The sequence below is a fragment of the Pseudomonas sp. FW215-R2 genome (genome assembly GCF_058789255.1).
Genome location: NZ_JBYTBO010000002.1, coordinates 359,799 through 383,184 on the forward strand (window position 1 = coordinate 359,799; position 23,386 = coordinate 383,184).

Annotated in this window: 26 protein-coding genes and 1 other RNA gene; 13 read left to right on the forward strand and 14 right to left on the reverse strand. The window is 61.2% G+C overall.

Annotated elements, in window-relative coordinates:
- Window positions 1-4: 4 nt before the first annotated feature.
- Genes AC3WRD_RS04170 through AC3WRD_RS04185 form a run of 4 tightly spaced genes read right to left on the reverse strand, consistent with a single transcriptional unit; the run spans window position 5 to window position 3,589 of the window.
- Window positions 5-490 carry a DUF4442 domain-containing protein gene (locus AC3WRD_RS04170; RefSeq protein WP_102619639.1) on the reverse strand — a complete coding sequence of 162 codons (486 nt, stop codon included), beginning with the start codon at window positions 488-490 and terminating at the stop codon, window positions 5-7.
- The gene (ubiH, locus tag AC3WRD_RS04175; RefSeq protein ID WP_007951808.1) at window positions 483-1,670 is read right to left on the reverse strand and encodes a 2-octaprenyl-6-methoxyphenyl hydroxylase; all 1,188 of its coding nucleotides are present in this window, start codon (window positions 1,668-1,670) and stop codon (window positions 483-485) included. The genes AC3WRD_RS04170 and ubiH overlap by 8 nt, the downstream gene beginning before the upstream one ends.
- Complete coding sequence (gene pepP, locus AC3WRD_RS04180; protein WP_102619638.1) at window positions 1,667-3,001, reverse strand: Xaa-Pro aminopeptidase; 1,335 nt, start codon at window positions 2,999-3,001, stop codon at window positions 1,667-1,669. Before pepP ends, ubiH begins: the two co-directional genes overlap by 4 nt.
- A gap of 27 nt (window positions 3,002-3,028) precedes the next feature.
- The gene (locus tag AC3WRD_RS04185; protein WP_102619637.1) at window positions 3,029-3,589 is read right to left on the reverse strand and encodes a YecA/YgfB family protein; all 561 of its coding nucleotides are present in this window, start codon (window positions 3,587-3,589) and stop codon (window positions 3,029-3,031) included.
- 125 nt (window positions 3,590-3,714) lie between these two features.
- On the opposite strand from AC3WRD_RS04185, the gene AC3WRD_RS04190 reads away from it, so the two are divergent.
- The 4 genes from AC3WRD_RS04190 to AC3WRD_RS04205 all read left to right on the forward strand — a co-directional run bounded on the left by AC3WRD_RS04190 (window position 3,715) and on the right by AC3WRD_RS04205 (window position 5,134).
- Window positions 3,715-3,924: a TIGR02449 family protein gene (locus tag AC3WRD_RS04190; protein WP_096817418.1), complete on the forward strand. Its 210-nt coding sequence runs from the start codon at window positions 3,715-3,717 to the stop codon at window positions 3,922-3,924.
- Window positions 3,921-4,238, forward strand: a complete 318-nt coding sequence (locus AC3WRD_RS04195; protein WP_096817416.1) for a cell division protein ZapA — start codon at window positions 3,921-3,923, stop codon at window positions 4,236-4,238. Before AC3WRD_RS04190 ends, AC3WRD_RS04195 begins: the two co-directional genes overlap by 4 nt.
- A 30-nt stretch (window positions 4,239-4,268) precedes the next feature.
- Window positions 4,269-4,447: non-coding RNA, 6S RNA (gene ssrS, locus AC3WRD_RS04200), on the forward strand.
- Window positions 4,448-4,528: 81 nt separating this feature from the next.
- The gene (locus AC3WRD_RS04205) at window positions 4,529-5,134 is read left to right on the forward strand and encodes a 5-formyltetrahydrofolate cyclo-ligase (RefSeq protein WP_102619636.1); all 606 of its coding nucleotides are present in this window, start codon (window positions 4,529-4,531) and stop codon (window positions 5,132-5,134) included.
- A 37-nt stretch (window positions 5,135-5,171) separates the two neighbouring features.
- Here AC3WRD_RS04205 and AC3WRD_RS04210 read toward each other — a convergent pair whose 3' ends face one another.
- The gene (locus AC3WRD_RS04210) at window positions 5,172-5,327 is read right to left on the reverse strand and encodes a hypothetical protein (protein WP_007911192.1); all 156 of its coding nucleotides are present in this window, start codon (window positions 5,325-5,327) and stop codon (window positions 5,172-5,174) included.
- Between the two features lie 197 nt (window positions 5,328-5,524).
- On the opposite strand from AC3WRD_RS04210, the gene AC3WRD_RS04215 reads away from it, so the two are divergent.
- A complete protein-coding gene (locus AC3WRD_RS04215; protein ID WP_096817412.1) occupies window positions 5,525-5,974 on the forward strand; it encodes an EVE domain-containing protein in 450 nt (149 codons plus the stop codon).
- 46 nt (window positions 5,975-6,020) lie between these two features.
- On the opposite strand, the gene AC3WRD_RS04220 is transcribed toward AC3WRD_RS04215, so the two are convergent.
- Window positions 6,021-6,428 carry a flagellar basal body-associated protein FliL gene (locus AC3WRD_RS04220; protein WP_065259922.1) on the reverse strand — a complete coding sequence of 136 codons (408 nt, stop codon included), beginning with the start codon at window positions 6,426-6,428 and terminating at the stop codon, window positions 6,021-6,023.
- Window positions 6,429-6,578: 150 nt separating this feature from the next.
- On the opposite strand from AC3WRD_RS04220, the gene AC3WRD_RS04225 reads away from it, so the two are divergent.
- Window positions 6,579-7,556 (forward strand): NADPH:quinone oxidoreductase family protein, encoded by a 978-nt coding sequence (locus AC3WRD_RS04225; RefSeq protein WP_102619635.1) that lies wholly within the window; start codon window positions 6,579-6,581, stop codon window positions 7,554-7,556.
- A 15-nt stretch (window positions 7,557-7,571) separates the two neighbouring features.
- Here AC3WRD_RS04225 and AC3WRD_RS04230 read toward each other — a convergent pair whose 3' ends face one another.
- The gene (locus tag AC3WRD_RS04230; RefSeq protein ID WP_102619634.1) at window positions 7,572-8,204 is read right to left on the reverse strand and encodes a flagellar basal body-associated protein FliL; all 633 of its coding nucleotides are present in this window, start codon (window positions 8,202-8,204) and stop codon (window positions 7,572-7,574) included.
- A gap of 225 nt (window positions 8,205-8,429) precedes the next feature.
- On the opposite strand from AC3WRD_RS04230, the gene glpT reads away from it, so the two are divergent.
- Window positions 8,430-9,779 carry a glycerol-3-phosphate transporter gene (gene glpT, locus AC3WRD_RS04235; protein WP_096817403.1) on the forward strand — a complete coding sequence of 450 codons (1,350 nt, stop codon included), beginning with the start codon at window positions 8,430-8,432 and terminating at the stop codon, window positions 9,777-9,779.
- Here the strand turns inward: glpT and AC3WRD_RS04240 are convergent.
- Window positions 9,755-10,423 (reverse strand): gamma-glutamylcyclotransferase, encoded by a 669-nt coding sequence (locus AC3WRD_RS04240; RefSeq protein WP_085708964.1) that lies wholly within the window; start codon window positions 10,421-10,423, stop codon window positions 9,755-9,757. The genes glpT and AC3WRD_RS04240 overlap by 25 nt on opposite strands.
- A gap of 355 nt (window positions 10,424-10,778) precedes the next feature.
- Between AC3WRD_RS04240 and AC3WRD_RS04245 the strand changes: the two genes are divergently transcribed.
- The gene (locus AC3WRD_RS04245; protein WP_102619633.1) at window positions 10,779-11,255 is read left to right on the forward strand and encodes a sn-glycerol-3-phosphate transporter; all 477 of its coding nucleotides are present in this window, start codon (window positions 10,779-10,781) and stop codon (window positions 11,253-11,255) included.
- 31 nt (window positions 11,256-11,286) lie between these two features.
- Here the strand turns inward: AC3WRD_RS04245 and AC3WRD_RS04250 are convergent, their stop codons facing one another.
- From AC3WRD_RS04250 to AC3WRD_RS04275, 6 genes are all read right to left on the reverse strand, one after another.
- A complete protein-coding gene (locus AC3WRD_RS04250) occupies window positions 11,287-12,255 on the reverse strand; it encodes a CDP-6-deoxy-delta-3,4-glucoseen reductase (RefSeq protein WP_096817398.1) in 969 nt (322 codons plus the stop codon).
- The gene (gene ubiD, locus AC3WRD_RS04255; RefSeq protein ID WP_007951823.1) at window positions 12,255-13,721 is read right to left on the reverse strand and encodes a 4-hydroxy-3-polyprenylbenzoate decarboxylase; all 1,467 of its coding nucleotides are present in this window, start codon (window positions 13,719-13,721) and stop codon (window positions 12,255-12,257) included. Before ubiD ends, AC3WRD_RS04250 begins: the two co-directional genes overlap by 1 nt.
- Before the next feature lie 69 nt (window positions 13,722-13,790).
- Entirely contained in the window at window positions 13,791-15,788 is a 1,998-nt protein-coding gene (locus tag AC3WRD_RS04260; protein ID WP_102619632.1) for an acyltransferase family protein, read from the reverse strand.
- A gap of 171 nt (window positions 15,789-15,959) precedes the next feature.
- Window positions 15,960-17,219 (reverse strand): transcription termination factor Rho, encoded by a 1,260-nt coding sequence (gene rho / locus AC3WRD_RS04265; RefSeq protein ID WP_003229334.1) that lies wholly within the window; start codon window positions 17,217-17,219, stop codon window positions 15,960-15,962.
- A 250-nt stretch (window positions 17,220-17,469) separates the two neighbouring features.
- Window positions 17,470-17,799, reverse strand: coding sequence for a thioredoxin TrxA (gene trxA / locus AC3WRD_RS04270; protein ID WP_003206727.1), 330 nt, complete (start codon window positions 17,797-17,799; stop codon window positions 17,470-17,472).
- A 120-nt stretch (window positions 17,800-17,919) separates the two neighbouring features.
- Window positions 17,920-18,627, reverse strand: coding sequence for a FadR/GntR family transcriptional regulator (locus tag AC3WRD_RS04275; protein ID WP_096817395.1), 708 nt, complete (start codon window positions 18,625-18,627; stop codon window positions 17,920-17,922).
- Window positions 18,628-18,883: 256 nt separating this feature from the next.
- Between AC3WRD_RS04275 and AC3WRD_RS04280 the strand changes: the two genes are divergently transcribed.
- From AC3WRD_RS04280 to ppx, 5 genes are all read left to right on the forward strand, one after another.
- Entirely contained in the window at window positions 18,884-19,669 is a 786-nt protein-coding gene (locus tag AC3WRD_RS04280) for a transporter substrate-binding domain-containing protein (RefSeq protein ID WP_102619631.1), read from the forward strand.
- A 21-nt stretch (window positions 19,670-19,690) separates the two neighbouring features.
- On the forward strand, window positions 19,691-20,371 hold the full coding sequence (locus AC3WRD_RS04285; RefSeq protein WP_102619630.1) for an amino acid ABC transporter permease: 681 nt from the start codon (window positions 19,691-19,693) through the stop codon (window positions 20,369-20,371).
- Window positions 20,368-21,018 (forward strand): amino acid ABC transporter permease, encoded by a 651-nt coding sequence (locus AC3WRD_RS04290; protein WP_102619629.1) that lies wholly within the window; start codon window positions 20,368-20,370, stop codon window positions 21,016-21,018. Before AC3WRD_RS04285 ends, AC3WRD_RS04290 begins: the two co-directional genes overlap by 4 nt.
- Window positions 21,005-21,742, forward strand: coding sequence for an amino acid ABC transporter ATP-binding protein (locus AC3WRD_RS04295; protein ID WP_096817391.1), 738 nt, complete (start codon window positions 21,005-21,007; stop codon window positions 21,740-21,742). The genes AC3WRD_RS04290 and AC3WRD_RS04295 overlap by 14 nt, the downstream gene beginning before the upstream one ends.
- A 104-nt stretch (window positions 21,743-21,846) precedes the next feature.
- A complete protein-coding gene (gene ppx / locus AC3WRD_RS04300) occupies window positions 21,847-23,349 on the forward strand; it encodes an exopolyphosphatase (RefSeq protein ID WP_096817389.1) in 1,503 nt (500 codons plus the stop codon).
- Window positions 23,350-23,386: the final 37 nt, after the last annotated feature.

Below are 23,386 nucleotides of genomic sequence, written 5' to 3' on the forward strand. Positions count from 1 at the left end.
TGCTTTAAGCCTGTCTCGCTTGCGGCTTGAGCCGCACGTAAAGGGTTTTACCGACCCGCGCCACCAGGTTGCCGGCGCCGTCATGAATGTCGACCTGCAACTGCGGCAGGTATTTCTCGCCACTGGCGGTCTGCCGACGGATCTCGTCGAGCAGGGTGTCGTCGATGTTGAACCGGGCGAACACCGGGCCTTTGCCCGGCGCAATGAAGTCAATGTCGGCAGCCTTGTCCCAGACGATGTACCGCGAGCCGAGGTTTTCCATGAGCATCAACATGAAGAACGGGTCAACCATCGAATACAGACTGCCGCCGAACTGGGTGCCGACGTAATTGCGGTTGTACCAGCCCAGGCCCATCGAGACCTGGATGTCGCGAAAGTCATCGCTGATGTGCTTCACCCGGACGCCGGCGCCGAAGTACGGCGGGTAGAACGTCATGATCCAGCGCATCAGCTGCGCCTTGCCAAACTGTTTGATCAGCCACTCACGCATCCGGCCGCGTCCCCAGCCCCATGGCCTGACGGGCAAACCAGCGCTTGGCCGGCGGCAGCAGATCGAGGCCGAGCAGGCCGATGTTGCGGCCCAGCGACACCAGTGGCTGGGTGCTGCCGAACAGGCGCGTGACCTGATCGGAGAAACCGACGGTGAGGTCCTGATCGAGGCGCTGGCGCTCGCGATAGGCCTGCAGCGTGGCGAAATCCCCCAGCGGTTTGTCGCTGGCCAGCAGTGCGGCGGCCAACGCATCGGCATCGCGCAGGGACAGGTTGAAACCCTGCCCGGCAATCGGGTGCAGGCTGTGGGCGGCGTTGCCGAGGACGGCCAGATGCGAGCGCACCTGCTCTTCGGCCTCCACCAGCGACAGCGGATACAGATGTCGCGCGCCAACTTGTTTCAACGTACCGAGACGGTAGCCGAACACACCTTGCAGCTCGCTGAGGAAATCACGTTCGCTCAGGTCGGCCAGCCGTTGCGCGTCCATGCCCAGACGGGTCCAGACCAGCGCGCAGCGGTTCTCCGGCAGCGGCAACAGCGCCATCGGGCCTTCATCGGTGAAGCGCTCGAAGGCCATGCCGTTGTGCGCTTCACTCGGGGTGATGTTGGCGATCAGCGCGCTCTGGTTGTACGGGCGTTTGCGCACGTTGATGCCCAGTTGCTCGCGCAGACCGGAACGACCGCCATCGGCGAGCACCGCCAGATCGCACTCGACCGTGGTTTCATCGTTGAGGGTCAGGCGATAGCCGTCTGGCAGCGGTTCCATGCGAGTGACTTCCGCCGGGCAGCGCCAACTGATCACTTCTTTATCGAGGTGCTGCCACAGGCACTGTCCGAGCCAGGCGTTTTCAACGACATAACCGAGCGCCGGTACGCCCTCTTCCATCGCCGACAGTCGGGCGGTGGAGAAACGACCACGGTCGGACACGTGAATCTGCTTGATCGGCTCGGCGCGGCGGGAGATTTCCTGCCACACGCCCAGCCGTTGATAGATCTGCCGCGAGCCGAAGGACAGCGCCGACGAACGGGCGTCGTAACTTGGCTGCCAGGTGTCGCCGGGGGCGAACGGTTCGATCAGCACGATCTTCCAGCCACGGGCCTTGGCCCCGGCCTGCAAGGCCAGCGCCAGACTGGCGCCAACCAGACCACCACCGATGATTGCCAGATTGACCCGACTCATGCCGCGCAAGTCCGTGCTTGCGCCATCAGGGCTTCGATCTCGGCGACGGTTTTCGGCACGCCGTGGGTCAGGATTTCACAACCGCTCTTGGTCACTACCACGTCGTCCTCGATGCGCACGCCAATGCCGCGCCATTTCTTCGCTACGTTCTGATTGTCCGGGGCGATGTAGATGCCCGGCTCCACGGTCAGCGCCATGCCGACTTCCAGCACCCGCCATTCGCCGCCGACCTTGTACTCGCCGACGTCATGCACATCCATCCCGAGCCAGTGGCCGGCGCGGTGCATGTAAAACGCCTTGTAGGCCTCGGACGCGATCAACTCGTCAACTTCGCCCTGCAACAACCCCAGCTTCACCAGCCCGGTGGTGATGACCCGAACCGTGGCTTCGTGCGCCTGGTTCCAGTGCTTGTTCGGGGCGATTTCGGCGAACGCCGCTTCCTGCGAGGCCAATACCAATTCGTAGATCGCTTTCTGCTCGGCGGAAAACTTGCCGTTGACCGGCCAGGTGCGGGTGATGTCGCTGGCATAACAGTCGATTTCGCAACCAGCGTCGATCAGCACCAGGTCACCATCCTTGAGCAACGCGTCATTCTGCTGGTAATGCAGGATGCAGCTGTTGCGCCCGGCGGCGACGATCGAACCATAGGCCGGCATCTTCGCCCCGCCCTTGCGGAACTCGTAATCGAGTTCGGCTTCGAGGCTGTACTCGTACAGCCCGGCGCGGCTGGCCTGCATCGCCCGGATGTGGGCCTGGGCGGAAATCCGCGCCGCTTCGCGCATCACCTTCACTTCTGCCGCCGATTTATACAGGCGCATGTCGTGCAGCAGGTGATCCAGGGCAACGAATTCGTTCGGCGGCTGGGCGCCGAGGTGCGCCTTGGAGCGGATCACGTTGATCCAGTCCATCACATGACGGTCGAATTCCGGGTTGCTGCCCATGGCCGAATACACCCGATCGCGGCCTTCGATCAGGCCCGGCAGGATGTCGTCGATGTCAGTGATGGGGAAGGCATCGTCGGCGCCAAAATCGCGAATCGCGCCTTCCTGGCCGGCGCGCAGGCCATCCCAGAGTTCCCGTTCGGCATTGCGTTCACGGCAGAACAGCACGTATTCGCCATGTTCGCGACCAGGCATCAAGACGATGACCGCCTGTGGCTCGGGGAAACCGCTCAGGTACTGGAAGTCGCTGTCCTGGCGGTAGACGTGCTCGACGTCACGGTTGCGAATGGCAACCGCAGCGGCGGGCAGGATGGCGATGCTGTTGGGTTCCATCTGCGCCATCAGCGCCTTGCGGCGACGGCTGTATTCCGCTTTCGGGATATGGATCATGGGCAGATGGCTTTCCCTGGCACGCGATCAGTGCAGCGACGGCTTGGCGGCTGGCGGCACGTCGGCTTTCTTGGTTTCGGAGAACAGCAGCAGCGGCGCTACGCGCAGGTACTCCATGACTTCCATGTAGTCGCTTTCGCCGTCTTCGGACTCTTCCAGGGCGTCTTGCACCTGGGAGATTGCCGCCAGATCCTGCAACACTTCGGTGGCCTCTGTGCTCAGCATGCTGCTGTCGCGGCAGTTCAGGCCGAAACCGGTGAGGAAGCCCTGGCACCATTCACCCAGCGCGGCAGCGCGCTCGGCCAGTGGCGCGTCATCGTTCGGCAGCAGCAGAACCACGGTGACGTCGTCGCCGGTGAGTTCGCTCTTGACCATTTCCTGCAGACCGATCAGCGCGGCACGAACGTTGTCCTGCGGCTCGCCTTCGAGCAGCTCGGCGGCATCGATCAGCCATTCTTCGGCATTGAAGCCGGCGCCGGCGCAACTGCGGCCCAGCAACAGGCCGTGCAGTTCGGCAGGCGAAACGGAGTGACCGCTGGAATTCAGCAGGGTGGCAAAGCCTTGGTACGGGGAATTCTGAATGGGCATGGGCAGCTAGGCGCCAGACGGCGCTATGTCTAGAATGAAGGCCTTGTATCCTACATCGACAGACTCGCCAAGACCATTAAAGGCTGTCCGCCAGCCAAACCCATCAGACCGAATCAGTGGACACAATGGAAGACACCGACCTGCAAGCGCTGATGGCCAGACTCGAACTGCTGATTACTCGGGTCGAGCAACTAAAGAGTCAAAACGCACTCTTACAAGCTCAGGAAAAGACCTGGCGCGAGGAACGCGCTCACCTCATTGAAAAAAACGAAATCGCCCGGCGTAAGGTCGAATCGATGATTTCGCGCCTCAAGGCCCTGGAGCAAGACTCATGAGTTCAAGCAATAGCGTTACCGTGCAGATCCTCGACAAAGAATATTCGATCATCTGTCCGCAGGAAGAACGCAGCAATCTGGTCAGTGCCGCGCGTTACCTGGACGGCAAAATGCGCGAGATCCGCAGCAGCGGCAAAGTCATCGGCGCCGACCGCATCGCCGTGATGGCCGCGCTGAACATCACCCACGATCTCTTGCACAAAGAAGAGCGCCCGGACATCCAGGCCAGCGGCTCGACCCGTGAACAGGTGCGAGACTTGCTCGATCGTGTCGATCTGGCGCTGGCCGACGATCCGGACATCAGCAAGGGCTGATTCGCCAGGCGGCTTGAGGTATACTCGCCGCACTCCCTGGGGTGCTTGCCAGTTGACGATGTCCCTGAGCCGATTTGCACTACCCTGGGGGTTGCACGTTGGGCTGGTGTGCATGTCCGCCAGACGGAAAGCCTTAAAGCCTACTGCATCCTCCACCTTGAACTCTCGGGTTCAAGGGCTAAGTCGACAGCGGCTCATCCGGGGAGCCTGATTCGAATCCGATGCCGGTGCATGCCGGCATCGGATTTTTTATGCGTACGTTTTCGTCCTCATCCTGCCGAAGCCGAACCATGACCGAACCCGCGTTGCTGCCCCGCCCCCAACTGCGCCGCCTGCTGCGCAAGGCCCGCCGCTCCCTGACGCCAAGTCAGCAACGCAAGGCCGCCGAAGGTCTGTACAAACAGCTCGCGCAGGACCCGCAATTTCGCCGGGCCAGACACATTTCCCTGTACCTGCCCACCGACGGTGAAATCGACCCGCGCCTGCTGCTGCGCGCCGCCCAGCGTCGAGGCAAGAAAACCTATCTGCCGGTGCTGAGCGCCTGGCCGCGGACGAAAATGGTCTTTCAGCAGATTCGGCCCGGCGAAAAGCTGCGGCCCAACCGTTTCCGTATTCTTGAGCCCCGGGTCAATGTCGCCCGTCAGCGCAAGATCTGGGCACTGGATCTGGTGTTGTTGCCACTGGTGGGGTTTGACGATGTCGGCGGGCGCCTGGGGATGGGCGGTGGATTCTACGACCGCAGCCTGGCGTATCTGGCCCGACGCCAGAACTGGCGCAAGCCGACGCTGTTGGGCCTGGCCCATGAATGTCAGAAAGTCGAACGACTGGCGCAGGCCAGCTGGGATGTACCGTTGCAGGGAACGGTGACCGACAAGGCGTGGTATTTCGCAGGGTAGGCGCCGCGAGGGATTCAGCGGCGTCGGAAAGACGGTGTCAGCGTTTGAACGCTGTCGACTGCTGTACTTGTTGCGCCACTTCAATCGGAGCATCGGCCTTGTTGGCCCACAGACTTTGCGCATAACCGGTGGTCACGACGCCAAGACCAAACAAAATCACCAAAGTCCACAGCAAATCCGGTTTGCGTTTCATCGATTGCCCCCCTCAAGGCACATCATCACGATGACAGCAGCGGTTTCCATTCGTAGGCCGTGCAGCAGCGTCAAGCTTTAAAGGCCGGCATTTTGCGACAACGTGAACCTCTGCGCAAATGCTGGCGTCAACCGACTGTCGGTTTGTCATAAAATTGCCCGACAACCTGCCCAATGACCGTTTCAGGAGCACACACCATGGCCTATTGGCTGATGAAATCCGAGCCCGACGAACTTTCGATCAAGGGTCTGGAAAAACTCGGCAAAGCGCGCTGGGACGGGGTGCGCAACTATCAGGCGCGCAATTTCCTGCGGGCCATGGCGGTGGGGGATGAGTTCTTTTTCTATCACTCCAGCTGCCCGGAGCCGGGCATTGCCGGAATCGGCAAGATTATCGAGGCGGCCTACCCCGACCCGACGGCACTCGAGCCCGAGAGCCACTACTACGATCCGAAAGCCACGCCGGAGAAAAACGCCTGGAGTGCGATCGATGTCGCCCATGTCGAGACGTTTGCCCGGGTGTTGAAGCTGGATTACCTGAAACAGCAGACCGCCCTGGCCGAGATGCCACTGGTGCAAAAGGGTTCGCGGCTGTCGGTGATGCCGGTGACGGCCGAGCAGTGGGCGGCGGTTATCGCATTGCGCTGATGCGTCTGTGCATGAGCCGGCAAACCGGCTCATGCACAATCCAGTCTTACTGAATGATCAGGTTGTTGAACAACAGATCCTCGACCACCGGTTTGCCGGTCTCGTCATTCATCACTTGCTGGGTCTGCTTCAAGGCTTCCTGACGCAGTTTTTCCTTGCCTTCGATGCTGCCCATCGCATCGGTGGTCTGCTGGGTGAACAGCGCCACCAGCTGATTGCGGATCAGCGGCTCGTTGGCCTTGACCAGTTTGGTCGCCTCGTCACCGGTCACCCGCAACGCCACGTCGGCCTTGTAGACCTTGAGCTTCGGCGTGCCGTCCAGCCCGTAGTTGCCCACGAACGGCGGGCTCAAGGTGATGTAGTTGACCTTCGGCGCCTCGCCTTCTTTGGCTTCTTCGGCCAGCGCTGCCACAGGCAGAGACAGGGCCAGCAACAACATGATCCACGCTTTCACAATTCGCTCCTTATCCGGTTTGCGGCCTAGCATAACGACCCGCCGCGCAAGCACAAGCTTATGGCGGACTATCAGGGTCGGGCATGCTCGTTGACCCGTTGACTGCCACACCTACACTTATCGGCCATCACTCCCAAAGGAATAGCCCTGATGAAAGCCGTGCTGTGCAAAGCCTTCGGCCCTGCCGAATCGCTGGTGCTGGAAGACGTCGCCAGTCCTGTCGCCAAGAAGAATGAAATCCTGCTGGACGTGCACGCCGCCGGGGTCAACTTCCCGGACACGCTGATCATCGAGGGCAAGTACCAGTTCAAGCCGCCCTTCCCGTTTTCCCCGGGTGGTGAAGCCTCCGGCGTGGTCAGTTCGGTAGGTGAGAAAGTCAGTCATTTGAAGGTCGGTGACCGGGTCATGGCCCTGACCGGTTGGGGCAGCTTCGCCGAGCAGGTCGCAGTGCCGGGCTATAACGTGTTGCCGATTCCGCCGTCGATGGACTTCAACACCGCCGCCGCGTTCAGCATGACCTACGGCACTTCGATGCACGCGCTCAAGCAACGCGGCAACCTGCAACCGGGTGAAACACTGCTGGTACTCGGCGCTTCCGGCGGCGTTGGCCTGGCTGCCGTGGAGATCGGCAAAGCCATAGGCGCCCGGGTGATCGCGGCCGCCAGCAGCGCCGAAAAGCTTGCCGTGGCCAAGGCCGCCGGTGCCGACGAATTGATCAACTACAGCGAAACCAGCCTCAAGGACGAAATCAAGCGCCTGACCGACGGCCAGGGCGCCGACGTGATCTACGACCCGGTCGGCGGCGACCTGTTCGACCAGGCCATCCGCGCCATCGCCTGGAATGGCCGCCTGCTGGTGGTCGGCTTCGCCAGCGGACGCATTCCCGAACTGCCGGTCAACCTTGCGCTACTCAAGGGCGCGGCCGTGCTCGGCGTGTTCTGGGGCTCCTTCGCCCAGCGCCAGCCACAGGATAACGCAGCGAACTTCCAGCAACTGTTCGGCTGGTTTGCCGAGGGCAAGTTGAAACCGCTGGTGTCGCAGGTGTATCCGCTGAGCGAGGCGGCGCAGGCGATCAATGATCTTGGGCAGCGCAAGGCTGTTGGCAAGGTTGTGGTGCAGGTGCGCTGAAGCACCTCAGAGCCGTCATCTGTTGCCGGGAGGATCCTCAGCATCGCCCGGCAACAGATGCTCCTGAACCTTCCGGCTGCGGGCCTTGATGAGGTGGCCCTCTTCATCGAAGCGCAGAACGATCAGCCAGTCGTAGACTTCGTCCGGCCATTTTTTCTGGCCCATCAGGGCCGTGCTGTCACCGCCGAATGCTTGAATCAGGTGGTTGATATGGCCGTGATGCCAGGCGATCAGGATCGTCGGCGCCTGATTGCTCTTGCGCAGCAGCTTGACCAGTTCGTGGGCATCGCCATTGATGTATGGCTGCTCGACAGACAGGCCCAGGCGCTCGGCCAGCGGGGTCAACGTCAGGCGTGAGCGAGAACTCACCGGGCTGTCGCCGGCGGCAATCAGCCGTTCCGGGGTCAGTGTCTGGCCATCCAGTTTCAACGGATTGAAATAGTCGACGTAGGCGCGGGCCCTTTCTTCGCCCCGGGCATTGAGTACTGTCCCCTCAGTCGGCTTTTCCGCATGGCGAATGATCAGCACCGTGGCATTGCGCAAACCGGACTGGGCAGGGTGATCGGCGTAAATCAATGTCAGCACCGCAACGACAATGACCGTCGCTGCCAATAATCGGCGCATCAGCATGCGAACCTTCAAAGCCATCATTCATCTCTGTTGATCAGTCGGGCGACGGATCGCGAGTCTAAGCCACCCCATGTTCACAAGTGGTGAAAACGCCCTGTTCTTACAGCAGAGCGACAGGTTCGTAAAAGAACGTGCGACTTCCAACATTTTCCGCTGTTTTGCCGATGCGAACCGGTGCTATTTTCGGTAACGAAACTGTAACATTCGCATCCGCAGTCAAAACAAGAAATTTGGAGCTCTTGAATGTTTGCTTTCTTTCGACCTGCCGCACATCAGGCTCCATTGCCTGAAGAAAAAATAGACAGTACTTACCGACGCCTGCGTTGGCAGATCTTCGCCGGTATCTTCTTTGGCTACGCGGGTTACTACCTGCTGCGCAAAAACTTCTCCCTGGCCATGCCGTACCTGATCGACGAGGGTTATACCCGTGGCGAACTGGGTCTGGCGATGTCGGCCATCGCAATCGCCTACGGTCTTTCCAAGTTCCTGATGGGCCTGGTCTCCGACCGCTCCAACCCGCGCTACTTCCTGCCATTCGGCCTGCTGGTCTCGGCGGGGGTGATGTTCATTTTCGGTTTCGCGCCATGGGCAACGTCCAGCGTGACCATGATGTTCATCCTGCTGTTCATCAACGGCTGGGCCCAGGGCATGGGCTGGCCGCCGAGCGGCCGGACCATGGTGCACTGGTGGTCGCAGAAGGAACGCGGTGGCGTGGTGTCCGTGTGGAACGTGGCGCACAACGTCGGTGGCGGTCTGATCGGCCCGCTGTTCCTGATCGGCATGGGCCTGTTCAACGACTGGCATTCGGCATTCTACGTGCCGGCGGCGGTAGCCCTGGCGGTGGCGGCGTTTGCCTTCATCACCATGCGTGACACCCCGCAATCGGTCGGCCTGCCGCCGATCGAGAAGTACAAGAACGATTACCCGGAAGGCTACGACGCCAGCCACGAAGACGAATTCAGCGCCAAGGAAATCTTCGTCAAATACGTGCTGCGCAACAAAATGCTCTGGTACATCGCCCTGGCCAACGTCTTCGTCTACCTGTTGCGCTACGGCGTACTGGACTGGGCGCCGACCTACCTCAAGGAAGCCAAGCACTTCGACGTCGACAAGACTTCGTGGGCCTACTTCTTCTACGAGTGGGCGGGTATTCCGGGCACGCTACTGTGCGGCTGGATGTCGGACAAGATCTTCCGTGGCAACCGTGGCCTGACCGGCATGGTGTTCATGGCCCTGGTGACCGTGGCGACCCTGGTTTACTGGCTGAACCCGGCCGGCAACCCGACCGTCGACATGATCGCGCTGTTCTCGATCGGCTTCCTGATCTACGGCCCGGTGATGCTGATCGGTCTGCAGGCGCTGGAGCTGGCGCCGAAGAAAGCCGCCGGTACTGCGGCGGGCTTCACCGGCCTGTTCGGTTATCTGGGTGGTTCGGTCGCGGCCAGTGCAGCGATGGGCTACACCGTGGACCACTTCGGTTGGGATGGCGGTTTCGTGCTGCTGGTGGGCGCTTGCCTGCTGTCGATGGCCTTCCTGGCGCCGACCCTGTGGCACAAGCAAGTCGCCAGTCAGAGCCGCGAAGCAGTCGCCTGATCGGCTTTTGACTTACAGCGCTTGAGCCGCGCCTCCAGATTCCGGTCTGGCATGGCGTGGCTGCGCAGGGCGTGAGCGGTCTGCTCGACATAATCGCGAGTCGTGCCGTAACGCCCGCAAGCGCTTTCGAACACCTGGCTCAGCACATGATCCGGCAGATTGCCGGCATAGCTGGGCAGGTGTCGTTCCAAGACAAATCCCAACGCCTGTACCTGGCTGCCATCTTCAAGACGGCAGTTGAGCCAGTGTGGCCGATAGGACGGGAACGGCATCTCGCGTTTCCACAGCGCATACAGCGCACTGTCGAGGTTGTCTTCCGGCAACCGATAGGCGAAGCCGCTGCACGAGCCGCCGCGATCCAGACCGAACACCAGCCCCGGCATTTCCGGTGTGCCGCGATGTTCGTGAGACCACAGGTACAAACCGCGATGGTAGCCATGCACCCGCCCGCGCACCCGCTCCACCGCCGAACATTCCGGCCGCCAGATCAACGAACCATACGCGAACAACCACACCGGCCCACCCTTGTGGCGTGCCATGGTCGATTGCATGGAAGCGAGAAGTTGTTCGTGAGTCAGCTGCGGCCCCAGGTCGAGCCGCGGAGGGTAAGCCAGATTCAGAAAAGCAGATTCAATGGCTGTCATGACGGAAGTATTCGGCCCCGCAAGTATTACAAGATGTAAGCACAATTCGCTTGATAGAACATATAGCAGTAACTGTAAAACGAAAAGTGCTAAAGGATGTATGACACCTTTGATAGCGCTAATTCGGGGTTATCCGCGAGGGCTATCTTGTTTGATATAGCCTAATACCATTGCGCAGATATCTTAAATACCCGAATGAAATATCGATAAGCCTTCGCTTCGTTCAGGTTTCGTTCATGAACTCCCGGGATTTTTCCTACTAAAATTTCGGACTTCCCATATTTACCGTCGCTGAACGCCTACGTACAACGGCTTTCCTCTGGCGCAAGCCAACCCGTTCAACCGAGGCTGCACGATGAACACACCAAGGCTTTTGGCCGCACTTTTATTGATTCAGACCGGCCACGCACTGGCCGCCGATGATTCGCAAGAGGACAAGGGTTTCTGGTATGCACAGACCAGTGTCTATACCAAACATTACTCACCCGACCCCGAACACAATAATCATCAGGACTTGATCGGCATTGAACGCAATCAGGCTTCCGGCTGGGTATTTGGCGGGGCAACTTTCCGCAACTCGTTCCGCCAGCGCTCCAATTACGCCTATGCCGGCAAACGCTTCGACAGTGCCGATTATCCGGTGTACGTGAAACTCACCGGTGGGTTGCTGCAGGGTTATCGGGGTGACTACAAGGACAAGATCCCGCTCAATCACTTCGGCGTTGCACCGGTGATCATCCCGTCCGTCGGCACCCATTACGGCCCGCTGGCCGCCGAGCTGGTCTTTCTCGGCGCCAACGCGGCCATGGTGACGACGGGCGTGCGGTTCTAGGAAGGCTCAGCCGTGGGCTCAGTCGCGCGGCTCAAGAGCGCGGCGCATACGCAAACACATCGGCGCGCATCTGGTGGGCATCCATCCCGGCTTCCACCAGCGCATCCAGCGTGCCGTAGACCATCGCCGGCGAACCACTGGCATAGACGTGCAAGGGTTTCAGATCCGGAAAGTCCTCGCACACCGCCTCATGCAACATCCCGCAGCGCCCTTCCCAGCCGCACTGGTCGCTGACGACTTTGTGCAGGAACAGGTTGGGCAGCTTCAGCCATTCGTCCCAATGCTCGATTTCATAGAAATCTTCCGGACGACGCACGCCCCAGTACAAATGCACCGGATGCTTGAAGCCGTTGGCCCGGCAATGTTCGATCAGGCTGTGGATCTGACCCATGCCGGTGCCGGCGGCGATCAGCACCAGCGGCCCGTCGGGCAATTCCGCGAGGTGGGTGTCGCCGAACGGTAGCTCGACCCGCACCATCGAATTGCGCTGCAGTTGCTCGATCAGGTTCAGGGCACTGGCTTCACGCGCCAGTACGTGGATTTCCAGGTCTCGCCCGCCGTGGGGCGCCGAGGCCATGGAAAAGGCTGACTTTTCGCCGCTCTCGCGCTCGATCATCAGGTACTGGCCCGCGTGATAACGCGGCGGCTTGCCGGCCGGCGCCCGCAGGCGCACTCGCCAGGTATCGCCACCGACGTCCCGGCATTCGATGACCTGACACGACAGGCTGCGCACCGGCAGTTCTCCCAGCGCGAGCACGCCATCCCACAGCAGGATGCAGTCTTCCAGCGGCTCCGCTATGCAAGTGTAGAACTCGCCGTGGTCATGCACCTTGCCGGCCTGTTCGACCCGGCCTTCCACCAGCAGCGCTGCGCACACGTGACAATTGCCGTTGCGGCAGCTTTGCGGGCATTCGTAGCCCAGGCGCCGCGCACCATCGAGAATCCGCTCTCCGGGCCGTATCTCGAGCACCGCTCCGGAGGGCTGCAGGGTTACACGCATCAATCTATTCCTAACTGATTCCAGATGGCATCGATCCGTTGGGTGACGGCATCATCCTTGACGATGACGCGGCCCCACTCGCGAGTGGTTTCGCCCGGCCACTTGTGAGTGGCGTCCAGGCCCATCTTCGAGCCAAGACCCGACACCGGCGAGGCGAAGTCGAGGTAGTCGATCGGCGTGTTGTCGATCATCACCGTGTCGCGCTTGGGGTCCATGCGCGTGGTGATGGCCCAGATCACGTCGTTCCAGTCCCGCGCGTTGATATCGTCGTCGGTGACGATAACGAACTTGGTGTACATGAACTGTCGCAAAAACGACCAGACACCCAGCATCACGCGCTTGGCATGCCCCGGATACGACTTCTTCATCGTCACCACGGCCATGCGGTACGAACAGCCTTCCGGCGGCAGGTAGAAGTCGGTGATCTCCGGGAACTGCTTCTGCAGGATCGGCACAAACACTTCGTTCAACGCCACGCCGAGAATCGCCGGTTCATCCGGTGGACGGCCGGTGTAGGTGCTGTGGTAGATCGGTTTGATCCGGTGGGTGATGCGCTCGACGGTGAACACCGGGAAGCTGTCGACTTCGTTGTAGTAACCGGTGTGGTCGCCGTACGGGCCTTCGTCCGCCATCTCGCCCGGATGGATTACGCCTTCAAGGATGATTTCGGCCGTGGCCGGCACTTGCAGGTCGTTGCCACGGCACTTCACCAATTCTGTGCGGCTATCGCGCAACAGGCCGGCGAAGGCGTATTCGGAGAGGCTGTCCGGCACCGGGGTGACGGCGCCGAGAATGGTTGCAGGATCCGCGCCGAGGGCCACGGACACCGGGAACGGCTGGCCCGGATGTTTCTCGCACCACTCACGGAAATCCAGCGCACCACCCCGGTGGCTGAGCCAGCGCATGATGACCTTGTTGCGGCCGATCACTTGCTGACGGTAGATGCCGAGGTTCTGCCGATCCTTGTTAGGACCTTTGGTGACGGTCAGGCCCCAGGTGATCAGCGGCGCCACGTCGCCCGGCCAGCAGGTCTGCACCGGCAGCATCGCCAAGTCGACGTCATCACCTTCGATGACCACTTCCTGGCACGGGGCGTCTTTGACGACTTTCGGCGCCATCGCGATGATCTTGCGGAAGATCGGCAGCTTCGACCACGCGTCCTTCAAGCCCTTCGGCGGCTCCGGCTCCTTGAGGAACGCCAGCAGCTTGCCGATTTCGCGCAGCTCGCTGACCGACTCGGCGCCCATGCCCATGGCGACCCGCTCGGGCGTGCCGAACAGGTTGCCGAGCACCGGAATGTCATAGCCGGTCGGTTTCTCGAACAGCAGCGCCGGGCCCTTGGCCCGCAGTGTGCGGTCGCACACTTCGGTCATCTCCAGCACCGGCGAGACGGGAATCTGGATGCGTTTCAACTCTCCGCGCTGCTCAAGCTGCTGCACGAAATCCCGAAGATCCTTGAATTTCATTGACGATGGCACCCTCAAAATAGGCGTACATCCTACCTGCTATGCCGGTCGCTGGCAGCCCGTCACTGCTTACTTGGCTGCATTCACCTGGCCGCTACCCGGATTTTTACCGGCCTGCAGACTGACAAACAGCGGTTCGAGGATCGGCGCCACGAATCGCGCACCGACTTCCGACAGGTGATTGTCATCCTTGTACAGCGAATAGCCGTCGAGTTCGGCGCGACACAGACCGTGTTCATCACACAGCCGTGGCGCCGGATCGATCACCCGCACCATCGGATCCTGCGCCAGTTGGGCGAACAACCGGCTGATGAATGCCTGGCGCTTGTCATGCTCACCGATGGCCAGGCCGACCTCATCCACCGAATGGCCCAGCATCGCAAGGCGTGTCAGGCGATACGGCGGGTTGAACGCCTGCAACGGCGCCTCTTTCACCAGCCAGACCCGATGCCCGTCCTCACGCAATTGAGCAAGCCGTGCGCGCAGCCCATCGGCCAGGCGTTGTTCAGCGACGGCACTGTCGTACTTACCATCCGGCTGTCTGAGCGCATGGTCGAGATCCCCTTTGGCGTCGCCATACAGATAGAGGCTCCAACGCGCGACCAGCACCACATCGCTGATACGTTGCGCGCTCAACCCCTGCTCGACACGCCGATTGAAACGCGAACAGGCTGCGTCATGCTCCAGCCCTTCAACCGGAATACAACCGGCAGAGCTGGCGAGGATCACGTTGACGCCATGGGCTTGCGCAGCGTCCTCCAGCACCGGAATCAGTGCCGTAGCGTGGCTGTCACCCCAGACCATCGCCTGGGCCGGCAGACTTTCCACACCGTAATGGCAGAACAGCTTGTCATCCGGGGCCTTGTCGTCCGTCAGGCACGCCATCAGCTCCGGCCGCCACTCGTGGCCCCTGGCATATTGCAACGCCTGTTCGGACAGACGCGACGGCAAGCCATCGGTCCAGCGCAGGGCTTGCCCGGCCAGGCCGAGCACCAGGATGCCGCAAAAACCGGCCAGCAGAACCTGCCGGCGTCCGGCGAGCAGGCGACGCTCGCGGAACGGCGTTTCGACGAACTTCCAAGACAGGTAACCCAGCACCAGCGTCAGCAGGATCAATCCTGCGATGTCCTGCGCACCCGGTTCCTCGACGCTGGCATAGCTGGAAAACACGAACACCGGCCAGTGCCACAAGTACCAGGAATAGGAAATCAGACCGAGGCCGACCATCACCCGACTGCTCAGCAATTGACCCATCAATGTTTCACGATGACCGTTTGCCAGGATCAGCGCCACCACGCCCAGCACCGGCAGCAGCGCCGCGGCGCCGGGGAATGGCGTGCTTTTGTCGTACCCGAAGACGGCCAGCAGGATCAGCGCCATGCCGAGCAGGCTCAGCCCTTGCGCTGCCATCGGTTTGAGGCGCCACGAATGCCGGGGCGCCACGGCGAGCATCGCACCGGCCAGCAGCTCCCACGCCCGCATCGGCAACAGGAAAAACGCCTTCTCCGGATAATGATGGACCGCCCACACACTCAGCCCGAAGGACAGCAGCAACACGCCGAACAGCGCCAGCCGCCAGTGTTTCAGACGGCTCGACAGCAGGGTCAGCAACAGTGGGAAGAGAATGTAGAACTGTTCCTCCACCGCCAGCGACCAAGTGTGCAGCAGCGGCTTGAGATCCGAAGCGACGTCGAAATAGCCATCCTGACGCATGAACAGAATGTTCGAGACGAAGGTCACCTGGTAGCGCACCGAGCGCCCGAGTTCTTCGTAGTCCTTGGGTGCCAGCAGGAACCAGCCCACCGCCAGCACCGCGATGATCATCGCAAACAGCGCCGGCAGGATCCGCCGGGCGCGTCGGGCCCAGAACTCGACGAAGCTGAAACGCCCGGCCTGGCGCTGGTTCCAGATGATCGAGGTGATCAGGTAGCCGGAAATCACGAAAAACACGTCCACGCCGACAAATCCACCGGTGAACCCCGGGACGCCAAAGTGGAACAGCACCACGGCAATCACAGCGACTGCGCGCAAGCCGTCGATATCCCTTCGATAAGCGAGTGTGCTCATAAATCTTTAATGCCAATCAGATGGTTATTTTTTGTACAGCCCAAGGCGCTGCTTCTTGTTTTTCCGGCACACGGACCTTAACAGATCGCACACCTGCGATCGCCCGGACAAAAATCAGGCAAAAAAATGGCGCCCCTGAAGGGCGCCATCTTCCGGACTCAACCGACGATGTTACTTGCGCTTCATCGACAGGAAGAACTCGTCGTTGGTCTTGGTCGTTTTCAGCTTGTCGACCAGGAACTCGATGGCAGCTACTTCGTCCATCGGGTGCAGCAGCTTGCGCAGGATCCACATGCGCTGCAGTTCGTCGTCGGCGGTCAGCAACTCTTCGCGGCGGGTGCCGGAGCGGTTGATGTTGATGGCCGGGAACACACGCTTCTCGGCGATCTTGCGATCCAGAGGCAGTTCCATGTTGCCGGTACCCTTGAACTCTTCGTAGATCACTTCGTCCATCTTCGAGCCGGTTTCAACCAGCGCGGTGGCGATAATGGTCAGCGAGCCGCCTTCTTCGATGTTACGCGCAGCACCGAAGAAACGTTTCGGCTTCTCCAGGGCGTGGGCATCGACACCACCGGTCAGTACCTTGCCGGAGCTCGGGATCACGGTGTTGTAGGCACGGGCCAGACGGGTGATGGAGTCGAGCAGGATCACCACGTCCTTCTTGTGTTCGACCAGGCGCTTGGCCTTCTCGATCACCATTTCAGCCACTTGTACGTGACGGGTCGGCGGCTCGTCGAAGGTCGAGGCAACCACTTCGCCGCGCACGGTGCGCTGCATTTCGGTCACTTCTTCCGGACGTTCGTCGATCAACAGCACGATCAGGTGAACTTCAGGATTGTTACGGGCGATGTTGGCCGCGATGTTCTGCAGCATGATCGTCTTACCGGCTTTCGGCGGTGCAACGATCAGACCGCGCTGGCCTTTGCCGATCGGGGCGCACAGGTCGATCACACGACCGGTCAGGTCTTCGGTGGAACCGTTGCCGGCTTCCATCTTCATGCGCACGGTCGGGAACAGCGGGGTCAGGTTCTCGAAGAGAATCTTGTTTTTCGCGTTCTCTGGACGATCGAAGTTGATCGTGTCGACCTTGAGCAGGGCGAAGTAACGCTCGCCTTCCTTTGGCGGCCGGATCTTGCCAACGATGGTGTCACCGGTGCGCAGGTTGAAACGGCGGATCTGGCTCGGCGAGACGTAGATGTCGTCAGGGCCGGCGAGGTAGGAAGCGTCAGCGGAGCGCAGGAAGCCGAAGCCGTCCTGGAGAATCTCCAGCACGCCATCACCGGAGATTTCCTCACCGCTTTTCGCGTGCTTTTTCAGCAGGGAGAAAATCACGTCCTGCTTGCGCGAACGGGCCATATTTTCTATGCCCATCTGTTCGGCCAATTCGAGCAGTTCGGTAATCGGCTTTTGCTTGAGTTCAGTCAGATTCATATAGGAATGACGTAATCATTTATGGAGGGGGGGAAATTAAGCTTTTGGCTTAATGAGGCCGCGCCGCGGAGAAGGCGACAGGATCGCGTACTTGTTCGAAAAGGAGTGCGTCGGCGACGGCTAGCAGGGGGCAGTGGAGAAACCAGTGCGGGGCCGAATGTATCACCTGAGTTTCGGAGCGTCTAGCCCTGAATACGCAAAAAGCCCCGCGATTTGCGGGGCTTTTTGAGGACAATCTTTACCGCGACGCTTAGATGTTGGCGTCGAGGAAAGCAGCCAGTTGCGACTTCGACAGAGCGCCGACCTTGGTCGCTTCCACGTTGCCGTTCTTGAACAGCATCAGCGTCGGAATACCACGTACGCCGTGCTTGGCCGGGGTTTCCTGGTTTTCGTCGATGTTCAGCTTGGCAACGGTCAGCTTGCCTTTGTAAGTCTCTGCAATCTCGTCCAGAACCGGAGCGATCATTTTGCAAGGGCCGCACCATTCAGCCCAGTAGTCGACCAGGACAGCGCCTTCGGCCTTGAGTACGTCGGCTTCGAAGCTAGCGTCGCTAACGTGTTTGATCAGATCGCTGCTCATGGAATTCTCCAGGTTGTAAGCAAAAAAACGTGGCCCATCATAGCCGCCCTTCCCTTGTTCAGGAAGCTGCAGATGATTGAGTCTTGCTATGGCACTCGATGAGTTTGGGTATAGCTCAAGTCACGCGCTGGCGGGGGCGATGAAGGCAATTCCAGTGCGCAACGCCGCGTTGCGCACGTGCTCCTGCATGGCTTTCTGGGCGGCAGCGGACGCCCGGCGCGCCAGGGCGCGGAGGATCTTGCGGTGTTCCTGCCAGGTTTCCATGGCCCGTTCGGCGCGGATGAACGGTAGCTTCTGGCTCTCCAGAAAGATGTCGGCGCTGGCGGTGAGGATGCTCAGCATCGCCTGATTGCCGCTGGCCCGCAGGATCCGCCGGTGGAATTCGAAATCCAGTTTCGCCGCGGCCTCGAAGTCGCCAGCGCGCAGCTGTTCGCGCATGGCCGCCACGTTGTCTTCCAGTTCATCCAGATCAAACGTACTCAGCGTCACCGCCGCCAGCCCGGCCGCGAACCCTTCCAGCGCATAGCGCAACTGAAAGATCTCCAGCGGCGAGGCCTGGGCTGCAAACGGCCAGGCCGGCGCACCCTCCCCGCGCGGCAGCTCAACCGGCGACTGCACGAATACGCCCTTGCCCGGCTGGATGCTGACCACCCCCAGCGCACTCAAGGACGACAACGCCTCGCGCAACGACGCCCGGCTGACCCCCAACTGTACCGCCAGATCCCGCTGCGAGGGCAGCGCATCACCGGGGCCGAAACCCTGCTCGGTAATCAGTTTGCGGATCGCTTGCAGCGCCACTTCGGGTACGGCGCGGGAGATCGAGTTCATGGTTTTCCAGTCGGACCAGGCCAAGGTGCGGCCAGTTGTAAAGCTATTCGAGGCGTCAGGCAAGTCATGCCCCAGCGGGGTTCGACGGCGCACGCCGATGCGCTATCGCAGTGCGAAATCCAACCTGACTGTTCAGACCAGTAAGACCGAACAAACCCGCTAAACCCGTGGCTTTGCGCAGCCAAACCGCTGTCTTGGCACGGCCCATGCTCTGTCCGATCGCAGAATTCACTTCCCGCCGATCCGGAGATTGTCCATGACGAAGCGTTACAGCGCCCTCCTCGCCGCCCTGTTTGCCGGTCTGATGCTGAGCCAGGCCCCCGCCCATGCCGACGGTCTGGACGACGTGGTCAAACGCGGCACCTTGAAAGTCGCCGTGCCTCAGGACTTCCCGCCTTTCGGCTCGGTCGGCCCGGACATGAAGCCGCGCGGCCTGGACATCGATACCGCGAAACTGCTGGCCGACCAGCTCAAGGTCAAACTCGAACTGACCCCGGTCAACAGCACCAACCGCATCCCGTTCCTGACCACCGGCAAGGTCGACCTGGTGATTTCCAGCCTCGGCAAGAACCCCGAGCGCGAGAAGGTCATCGATTTCTCCCGCGCCTATGCGCCGTTCTACCTCGCCGTGTTCGGCCCGCCGGAGGCAGCCGTCAGCACCCTAGACGACCTCAAGGGCAAGACCATCAGCGTCACCCGTGGCGCCATCGAAGACATCGAGCTGACCAAGGTCGCCCCCGAAGGCGTGACCATCAAGCGCTTCGAAGACAACAACTCGACCATCGCCGCCTACCTCGCCGGCCAGGTCGACCTGATCGCCAGCGGCAACGTGGTCATGGTCGCGATCAGCGAAAAGAGCCCGAAACGCGTCCCGGCGCTGAAAGTGAAGCTCAAGGATTCGCCGGTCTACGTCGGCGTGAACAAGAACGAACCGGCGCTGCTGGGCAAGGTCAACGAGATCCTGACCACCGCCAAGGCTGACGGCGCGCTGGAAAAGAACGCGCAGACCTGGCTCAAAGAGCCGCTGCCGGCCGACCTCTGACCGGCAACGCGGGAGACTTTCATGGCCTATCAGTTCGATTTCTTGCCGGTGGTGGAAAACACCGACCTGCTGCTGCGCGGGGCGCTGTTCACCCTTGAGCTGACAGCCATCGGCGCGCTGTTCGGGGTTGGTGTGGGTATTGTCGGGGCGCTGGTACGGGCGTGGAACATCCGCCCGTTCTCGACAATCTTCGGCGTATACGTCGAGTTGATCCGCAACACGCCGTTCCTGGTGCAGCTGTTCTTCATCTTCTTCGGCCTGCCGTCCCTCGGCGTGCAGATTTCGGAGTGGCAGGCGGCGGTGCTGGCGATGGTGATCAACCTCGGTGCGTACTCGACCGAGATCATCCGCGCGGGTATCCAGGCGATTCCGCGCGGACAGCTGGAGGCCGCTGCTGCGCTGGCGATGAGCCGTTTCGAAGCGTTCCGCCACGTGGTGCTGCTGCCGGCACTGGGCAAGGTCTGGCCGGCCCTGAGCAGCCAGATCATCATCATCATGCTCGGTTCGGCGGTGTGTTCGCAGATCGCCACCGAGGAGTTGAGCTTCGCCGCCAACTTCATTCAGTCGCGCAACTTCCGCGCCTTTGAAACCTATGCCCTGACCACCCTCATTTATCTGTGCATGGCGCTGCTGATCCGTCAGTTACTGAACTGGCTCGGTCGGCGCTACCTGTCGAAAAGCAGCGCAAGGAGCAGCCAATGAGCGACTTCACGTTCTGGGACATCCTGCGCAACCTGCTCACCGGCCTGCAATGGACGCTGGCGTTGTCGCTGGTGGCGTTCATTGGCGGCGGGATCGTCGGGTTGCTGATCCTGATCATGCGCATCTCGAAAAAACCGCTGCCCAGCAGCATCGCCCGCACCTGGATCGAACTGTTCCAGGGCACGCCGTTGCTGATGCAGCTGTTTCTGGTGTTCTTCGGCGTGGCGCTGGCCGGCGTAGAGATTTCACCGTGGATGGCGGCAGCCATTGCCCTGACGCTGTTCACCAGCGCCTATCTGGCGGAGATCTGGCGCGGTTGCGTCGAGGCGATTCCCAATGGCCAGTGGGAAGCTTCGTCGAGCCTGGCGCTCAACCCGCTGGAGCAACTGCGTTACGTGATCCTGCCGCAAGCGCTGCGCATCGCCGTGGCGCCGACCGTGGGCTTCTCGGTGCAGGTGGTCAAAGGCACCGCCGTGACCTCGATCATCGGCTTCACCGAATTGACCAAGACCGGCGGCATGCTCGCCAACGCCACCTTCGAACCGTTCATGGTCTACGGCCTCGTCGCCGCCGGCTACTTCCTGCTCTGCTACCCCTTGTCCCTCAGTGCGCGCTACCTGGAAAGGAGACTGCATGCCTCTGCTTAGAATTTCCGCCCTGCATAAATACTACGGCGATCACCACGTACTCAAAGGCATCGACCTGAGCGTCGAGGAAGGTCAGGTCGTGGCGATCATCGGCCGCAGCGGCTCGGGCAAATCCACCCTGCTGCGCACCCTCAACGGCCTGGAATCGATCAACGACGGCGTGATCGAAGTCGATGGCGAATACCTCGACGCCGCCCGCGCCGATCTGCGCAGCCTGCGGCAGAAAGTCGGGATGGTGTTCCAGCAGTTCAATCTGTTCCCGCACCTGACGGTGGGCGAAAACGTGATGCTCGCGCCGCAAGTGGTGCAGAAGGTGCCCAAGGCCAAGGCTGCGGAACTGGCGCGGCAGATGCTTGAGCGCGTCGGCCTCGGCGAAAAGTTCGACGCCTTCCCGGATCGCCTCTCAGGCGGCCAGCAACAACGCGTGGCGATTGCCCGGGCGCTGGCGATGTCGCCCAAGGTGCTGCTGTGCGACGAGATCACCTCGGCGCTGGACCCGGAACTGGTCAACGAAGTGCTCAGCGTGGTCCGCCAGCTCGCGAAGGAAGGCATGACGCTGATCATGGTCACCCACGAAATGCGCTTCGCCCGGGAGGTCGGGGACAAACTGGTGTTCATGCACCAGGGCAAGGTGCATGAGGTGGGCGACCCGAAGGTGTTGTTTGCCGATCCGCAGACGCCGGAACTGGCGAATTTCATCGGAACCGTGGAAGTCGCAGGCTGAAAGCAGGCCGTCAGTGCGCTAAATCAAGGGTTTGTACCATGCGCGTTGGCGGCAGCGTTTGATCGTGGCACGATGTCGAGGTTATCGACCGAGACCCCCAGACCATGCCGCAATCCCAAGCCAAGAATCTGTCCCTGATCGCCGCGATCGACCTGGGCTCCAACAGCTTCCACATGGTCGTGGCCAAGGCCCAGAACGGCGAAATCCGTATTCTCGAACGTCTCGGGGAGAAGGTTCAGCTGGCCGCCGGCATCGACGATGAGCGCCATCTCAACGAAGAATCCATGCAGCGCGGGCTTGATTGCCTCAAGCGTTTTGCTCAACTGATCAACGGTATGCCGCTGGGCGCCGTGCGGATCGTCGGCACCAACGCCCTGCGCGAGGCGCGCAACCGTGGCGAATTCATCCGCCGCGCCGAAGAAATCCTCGGCCACCCGGTGGAAGTCATCTCCGGCCGTGAAGAGGCGCGCCTGATCTACCTCGGCGTCTCTCACACCCTCGCCGACACTCCGGGCAAACGCCTGGTCGCCGACATCGGCGGCGGCAGTACCGAATTCATCATCGGCCAGCGCTTCGAGCCGTTGTTGCGCGAAAGCCTGCAAATGGGCTGCGTGAGTTTCACCCAGCGCTACTTCAAGGACGGCAAGATCACCCCGGCACGCTACGCCCAGGCCTACACGGCGGCGCGGCTGGAAATCATGAGCATCGAACACGCCCTGCACCGCCTGACCTGGGATGAAGCCATCGGCTCCTCGGGCACCATCCGCGCCATCGGCCTGGCGCTGAAGGCCGGCGGACATGGCACCGGCGAAGTGAACGCCGAAGGCCTGGCATGGCTCAAGCGCCGCCTGTTCAAGCTCGGCGATGTCGACAAGATCGATTTCGAAGGCATCAAGCCGGATCGCCGCGCGATCTTCCCGGCCGGCCTGGCGATTCTTGAAGCGATCTTCGACGCCCTCGAACTGCAACGTATGGATCACTGCGAAGGCGCACTGCGCGAAGGCGTACTCTACGACCTGCTCGGCCGCCATCATCACGAAGACGTGCGCGAACGCACCCTGACCTCGCTGATGGAGCGCTACCACGTCGACCTGGAACAGGCCGTACGCGTCGAGCGCAAAGCCCTGCACGCCTTCGATCAAGTGGCTGTCGATTGGCAGCTGGACGATGGTATCTGGCGCGAACTGCTGGGCTGGGCGGCGAAAGTGCACGAAGTCGGGCTCGACATCGCTCACTACCAATACCACAAGCACGGCGCCTACCTGATCGAGCACTCGGACCTGGCCGGTTTCTCCCGCGAAGACCAGCAAATGCTCGCCCTGCTGGTGCGCGGCCACCGCCGCAACATCCCCAAGGACAAGTTTGCCGAGTTCGGCGACGACGGCGACAAGCTGATCCGCCTGTGCGTGCTGCTGCGCTTTGCGATCCTGTTCCATCACATTCGCGGCACCCAGACCATGCCGCAGGTCGCGCTGCACGCCAATGGCGACAACCTCGATGTGGAATTCCCGGAGAACTGGCTGGATGAAAACCAGCTGACTCAGGCGGATTTCGCACTTGAGGCCGAGTGGCTGACGCGGGTGGGGATTGTTCTGACCGTGCACTGAGTAACCGGCAGGCACAAAAAAGGCGATCCGGATGGAT

Coding starts and splice junctions, on each gene's coding strand:
- ubiH (WP_007951808.1), bottom strand. CDS start 1,670: ATGAGTCGGGTCAATCTGGCAATCATCGGTGGTGGTCTGGTTGGCGCC.
- ppx (WP_096817389.1), top strand. CDS start 21,847: ATGCCGCAATCCCAAGCCAAGAATCTGTCCCTGATCGCCGCGATCGAC.
- AC3WRD_RS04260 (WP_102619632.1), bottom strand. CDS start 15,788: ATGAGCACACTCGCTTATCGAAGGGATATCGACGGCTTGCGCGCAGTC.
- AC3WRD_RS04170 (WP_102619639.1), bottom strand. CDS start 490: ATGCGTGAGTGGCTGATCAAACAGTTTGGCAAGGCGCAGCTGATGCGC.
- AC3WRD_RS04185 (WP_102619637.1), bottom strand. CDS start 3,589: ATGCCCATTCAGAATTCCCCGTACCAAGGCTTTGCCACCCTGCTGAAT.
- AC3WRD_RS04205 (WP_102619636.1), top strand. CDS start 4,529: ATGACCGAACCCGCGTTGCTGCCCCGCCCCCAACTGCGCCGCCTGCTG.
- AC3WRD_RS04295 (WP_096817391.1), top strand. CDS start 21,005: ATGCCTCTGCTTAGAATTTCCGCCCTGCATAAATACTACGGCGATCAC.
- AC3WRD_RS04290 (WP_102619629.1), top strand. CDS start 20,368: ATGAGCGACTTCACGTTCTGGGACATCCTGCGCAACCTGCTCACCGGC.
- AC3WRD_RS04225 (WP_102619635.1), top strand. CDS start 6,579: ATGAAAGCCGTGCTGTGCAAAGCCTTCGGCCCTGCCGAATCGCTGGTG.
- rho (WP_003229334.1), bottom strand. CDS start 17,219: ATGAATCTGACTGAACTCAAGCAAAAGCCGATTACCGAACTGCTCGAA.
- AC3WRD_RS04215 (WP_096817412.1), top strand. CDS start 5,525: ATGGCCTATTGGCTGATGAAATCCGAGCCCGACGAACTTTCGATCAAG.
- AC3WRD_RS04275 (WP_096817395.1), bottom strand. CDS start 18,627: ATGAACTCGATCTCCCGCGCCGTACCCGAAGTGGCGCTGCAAGCGATC.
- AC3WRD_RS04245 (WP_102619633.1), top strand. CDS start 10,779: ATGAACACACCAAGGCTTTTGGCCGCACTTTTATTGATTCAGACCGGC.
- AC3WRD_RS04240 (WP_085708964.1), bottom strand. CDS start 10,423: ATGACAGCCATTGAATCTGCTTTTCTGAATCTGGCTTACCCTCCGCGG.
- glpT (WP_096817403.1), top strand. CDS start 8,430: ATGTTTGCTTTCTTTCGACCTGCCGCACATCAGGCTCCATTGCCTGAA.
- AC3WRD_RS04210 (WP_007911192.1), bottom strand. CDS start 5,327: ATGAAACGCAAACCGGATTTGCTGTGGACTTTGGTGATTTTGTTTGGT.
- pepP (WP_102619638.1), bottom strand. CDS start 3,001: ATGATCCATATCCCGAAAGCGGAATACAGCCGTCGCCGCAAGGCGCTG.
- AC3WRD_RS04250 (WP_096817398.1), bottom strand. CDS start 12,255: ATGCGTGTAACCCTGCAGCCCTCCGGAGCGGTGCTCGAGATACGGCCC.
- trxA (WP_003206727.1), bottom strand. CDS start 17,799: ATGAGCAGCGATCTGATCAAACACGTTAGCGACGCTAGCTTCGAAGCC.
- AC3WRD_RS04195 (WP_096817416.1), top strand. CDS start 3,921: ATGAGTTCAAGCAATAGCGTTACCGTGCAGATCCTCGACAAAGAATAT.
- AC3WRD_RS04285 (WP_102619630.1), top strand. CDS start 19,691: ATGGCCTATCAGTTCGATTTCTTGCCGGTGGTGGAAAACACCGACCTG.
- AC3WRD_RS04280 (WP_102619631.1), top strand. CDS start 18,884: ATGACGAAGCGTTACAGCGCCCTCCTCGCCGCCCTGTTTGCCGGTCTG.
- AC3WRD_RS04230 (WP_102619634.1), bottom strand. CDS start 8,204: ATGGCTTTGAAGGTTCGCATGCTGATGCGCCGATTATTGGCAGCGACG.
- ubiD (WP_007951823.1), bottom strand. CDS start 13,721: ATGAAATTCAAGGATCTTCGGGATTTCGTGCAGCAGCTTGAGCAGCGC.
- AC3WRD_RS04190 (WP_096817418.1), top strand. CDS start 3,715: ATGGAAGACACCGACCTGCAAGCGCTGATGGCCAGACTCGAACTGCTG.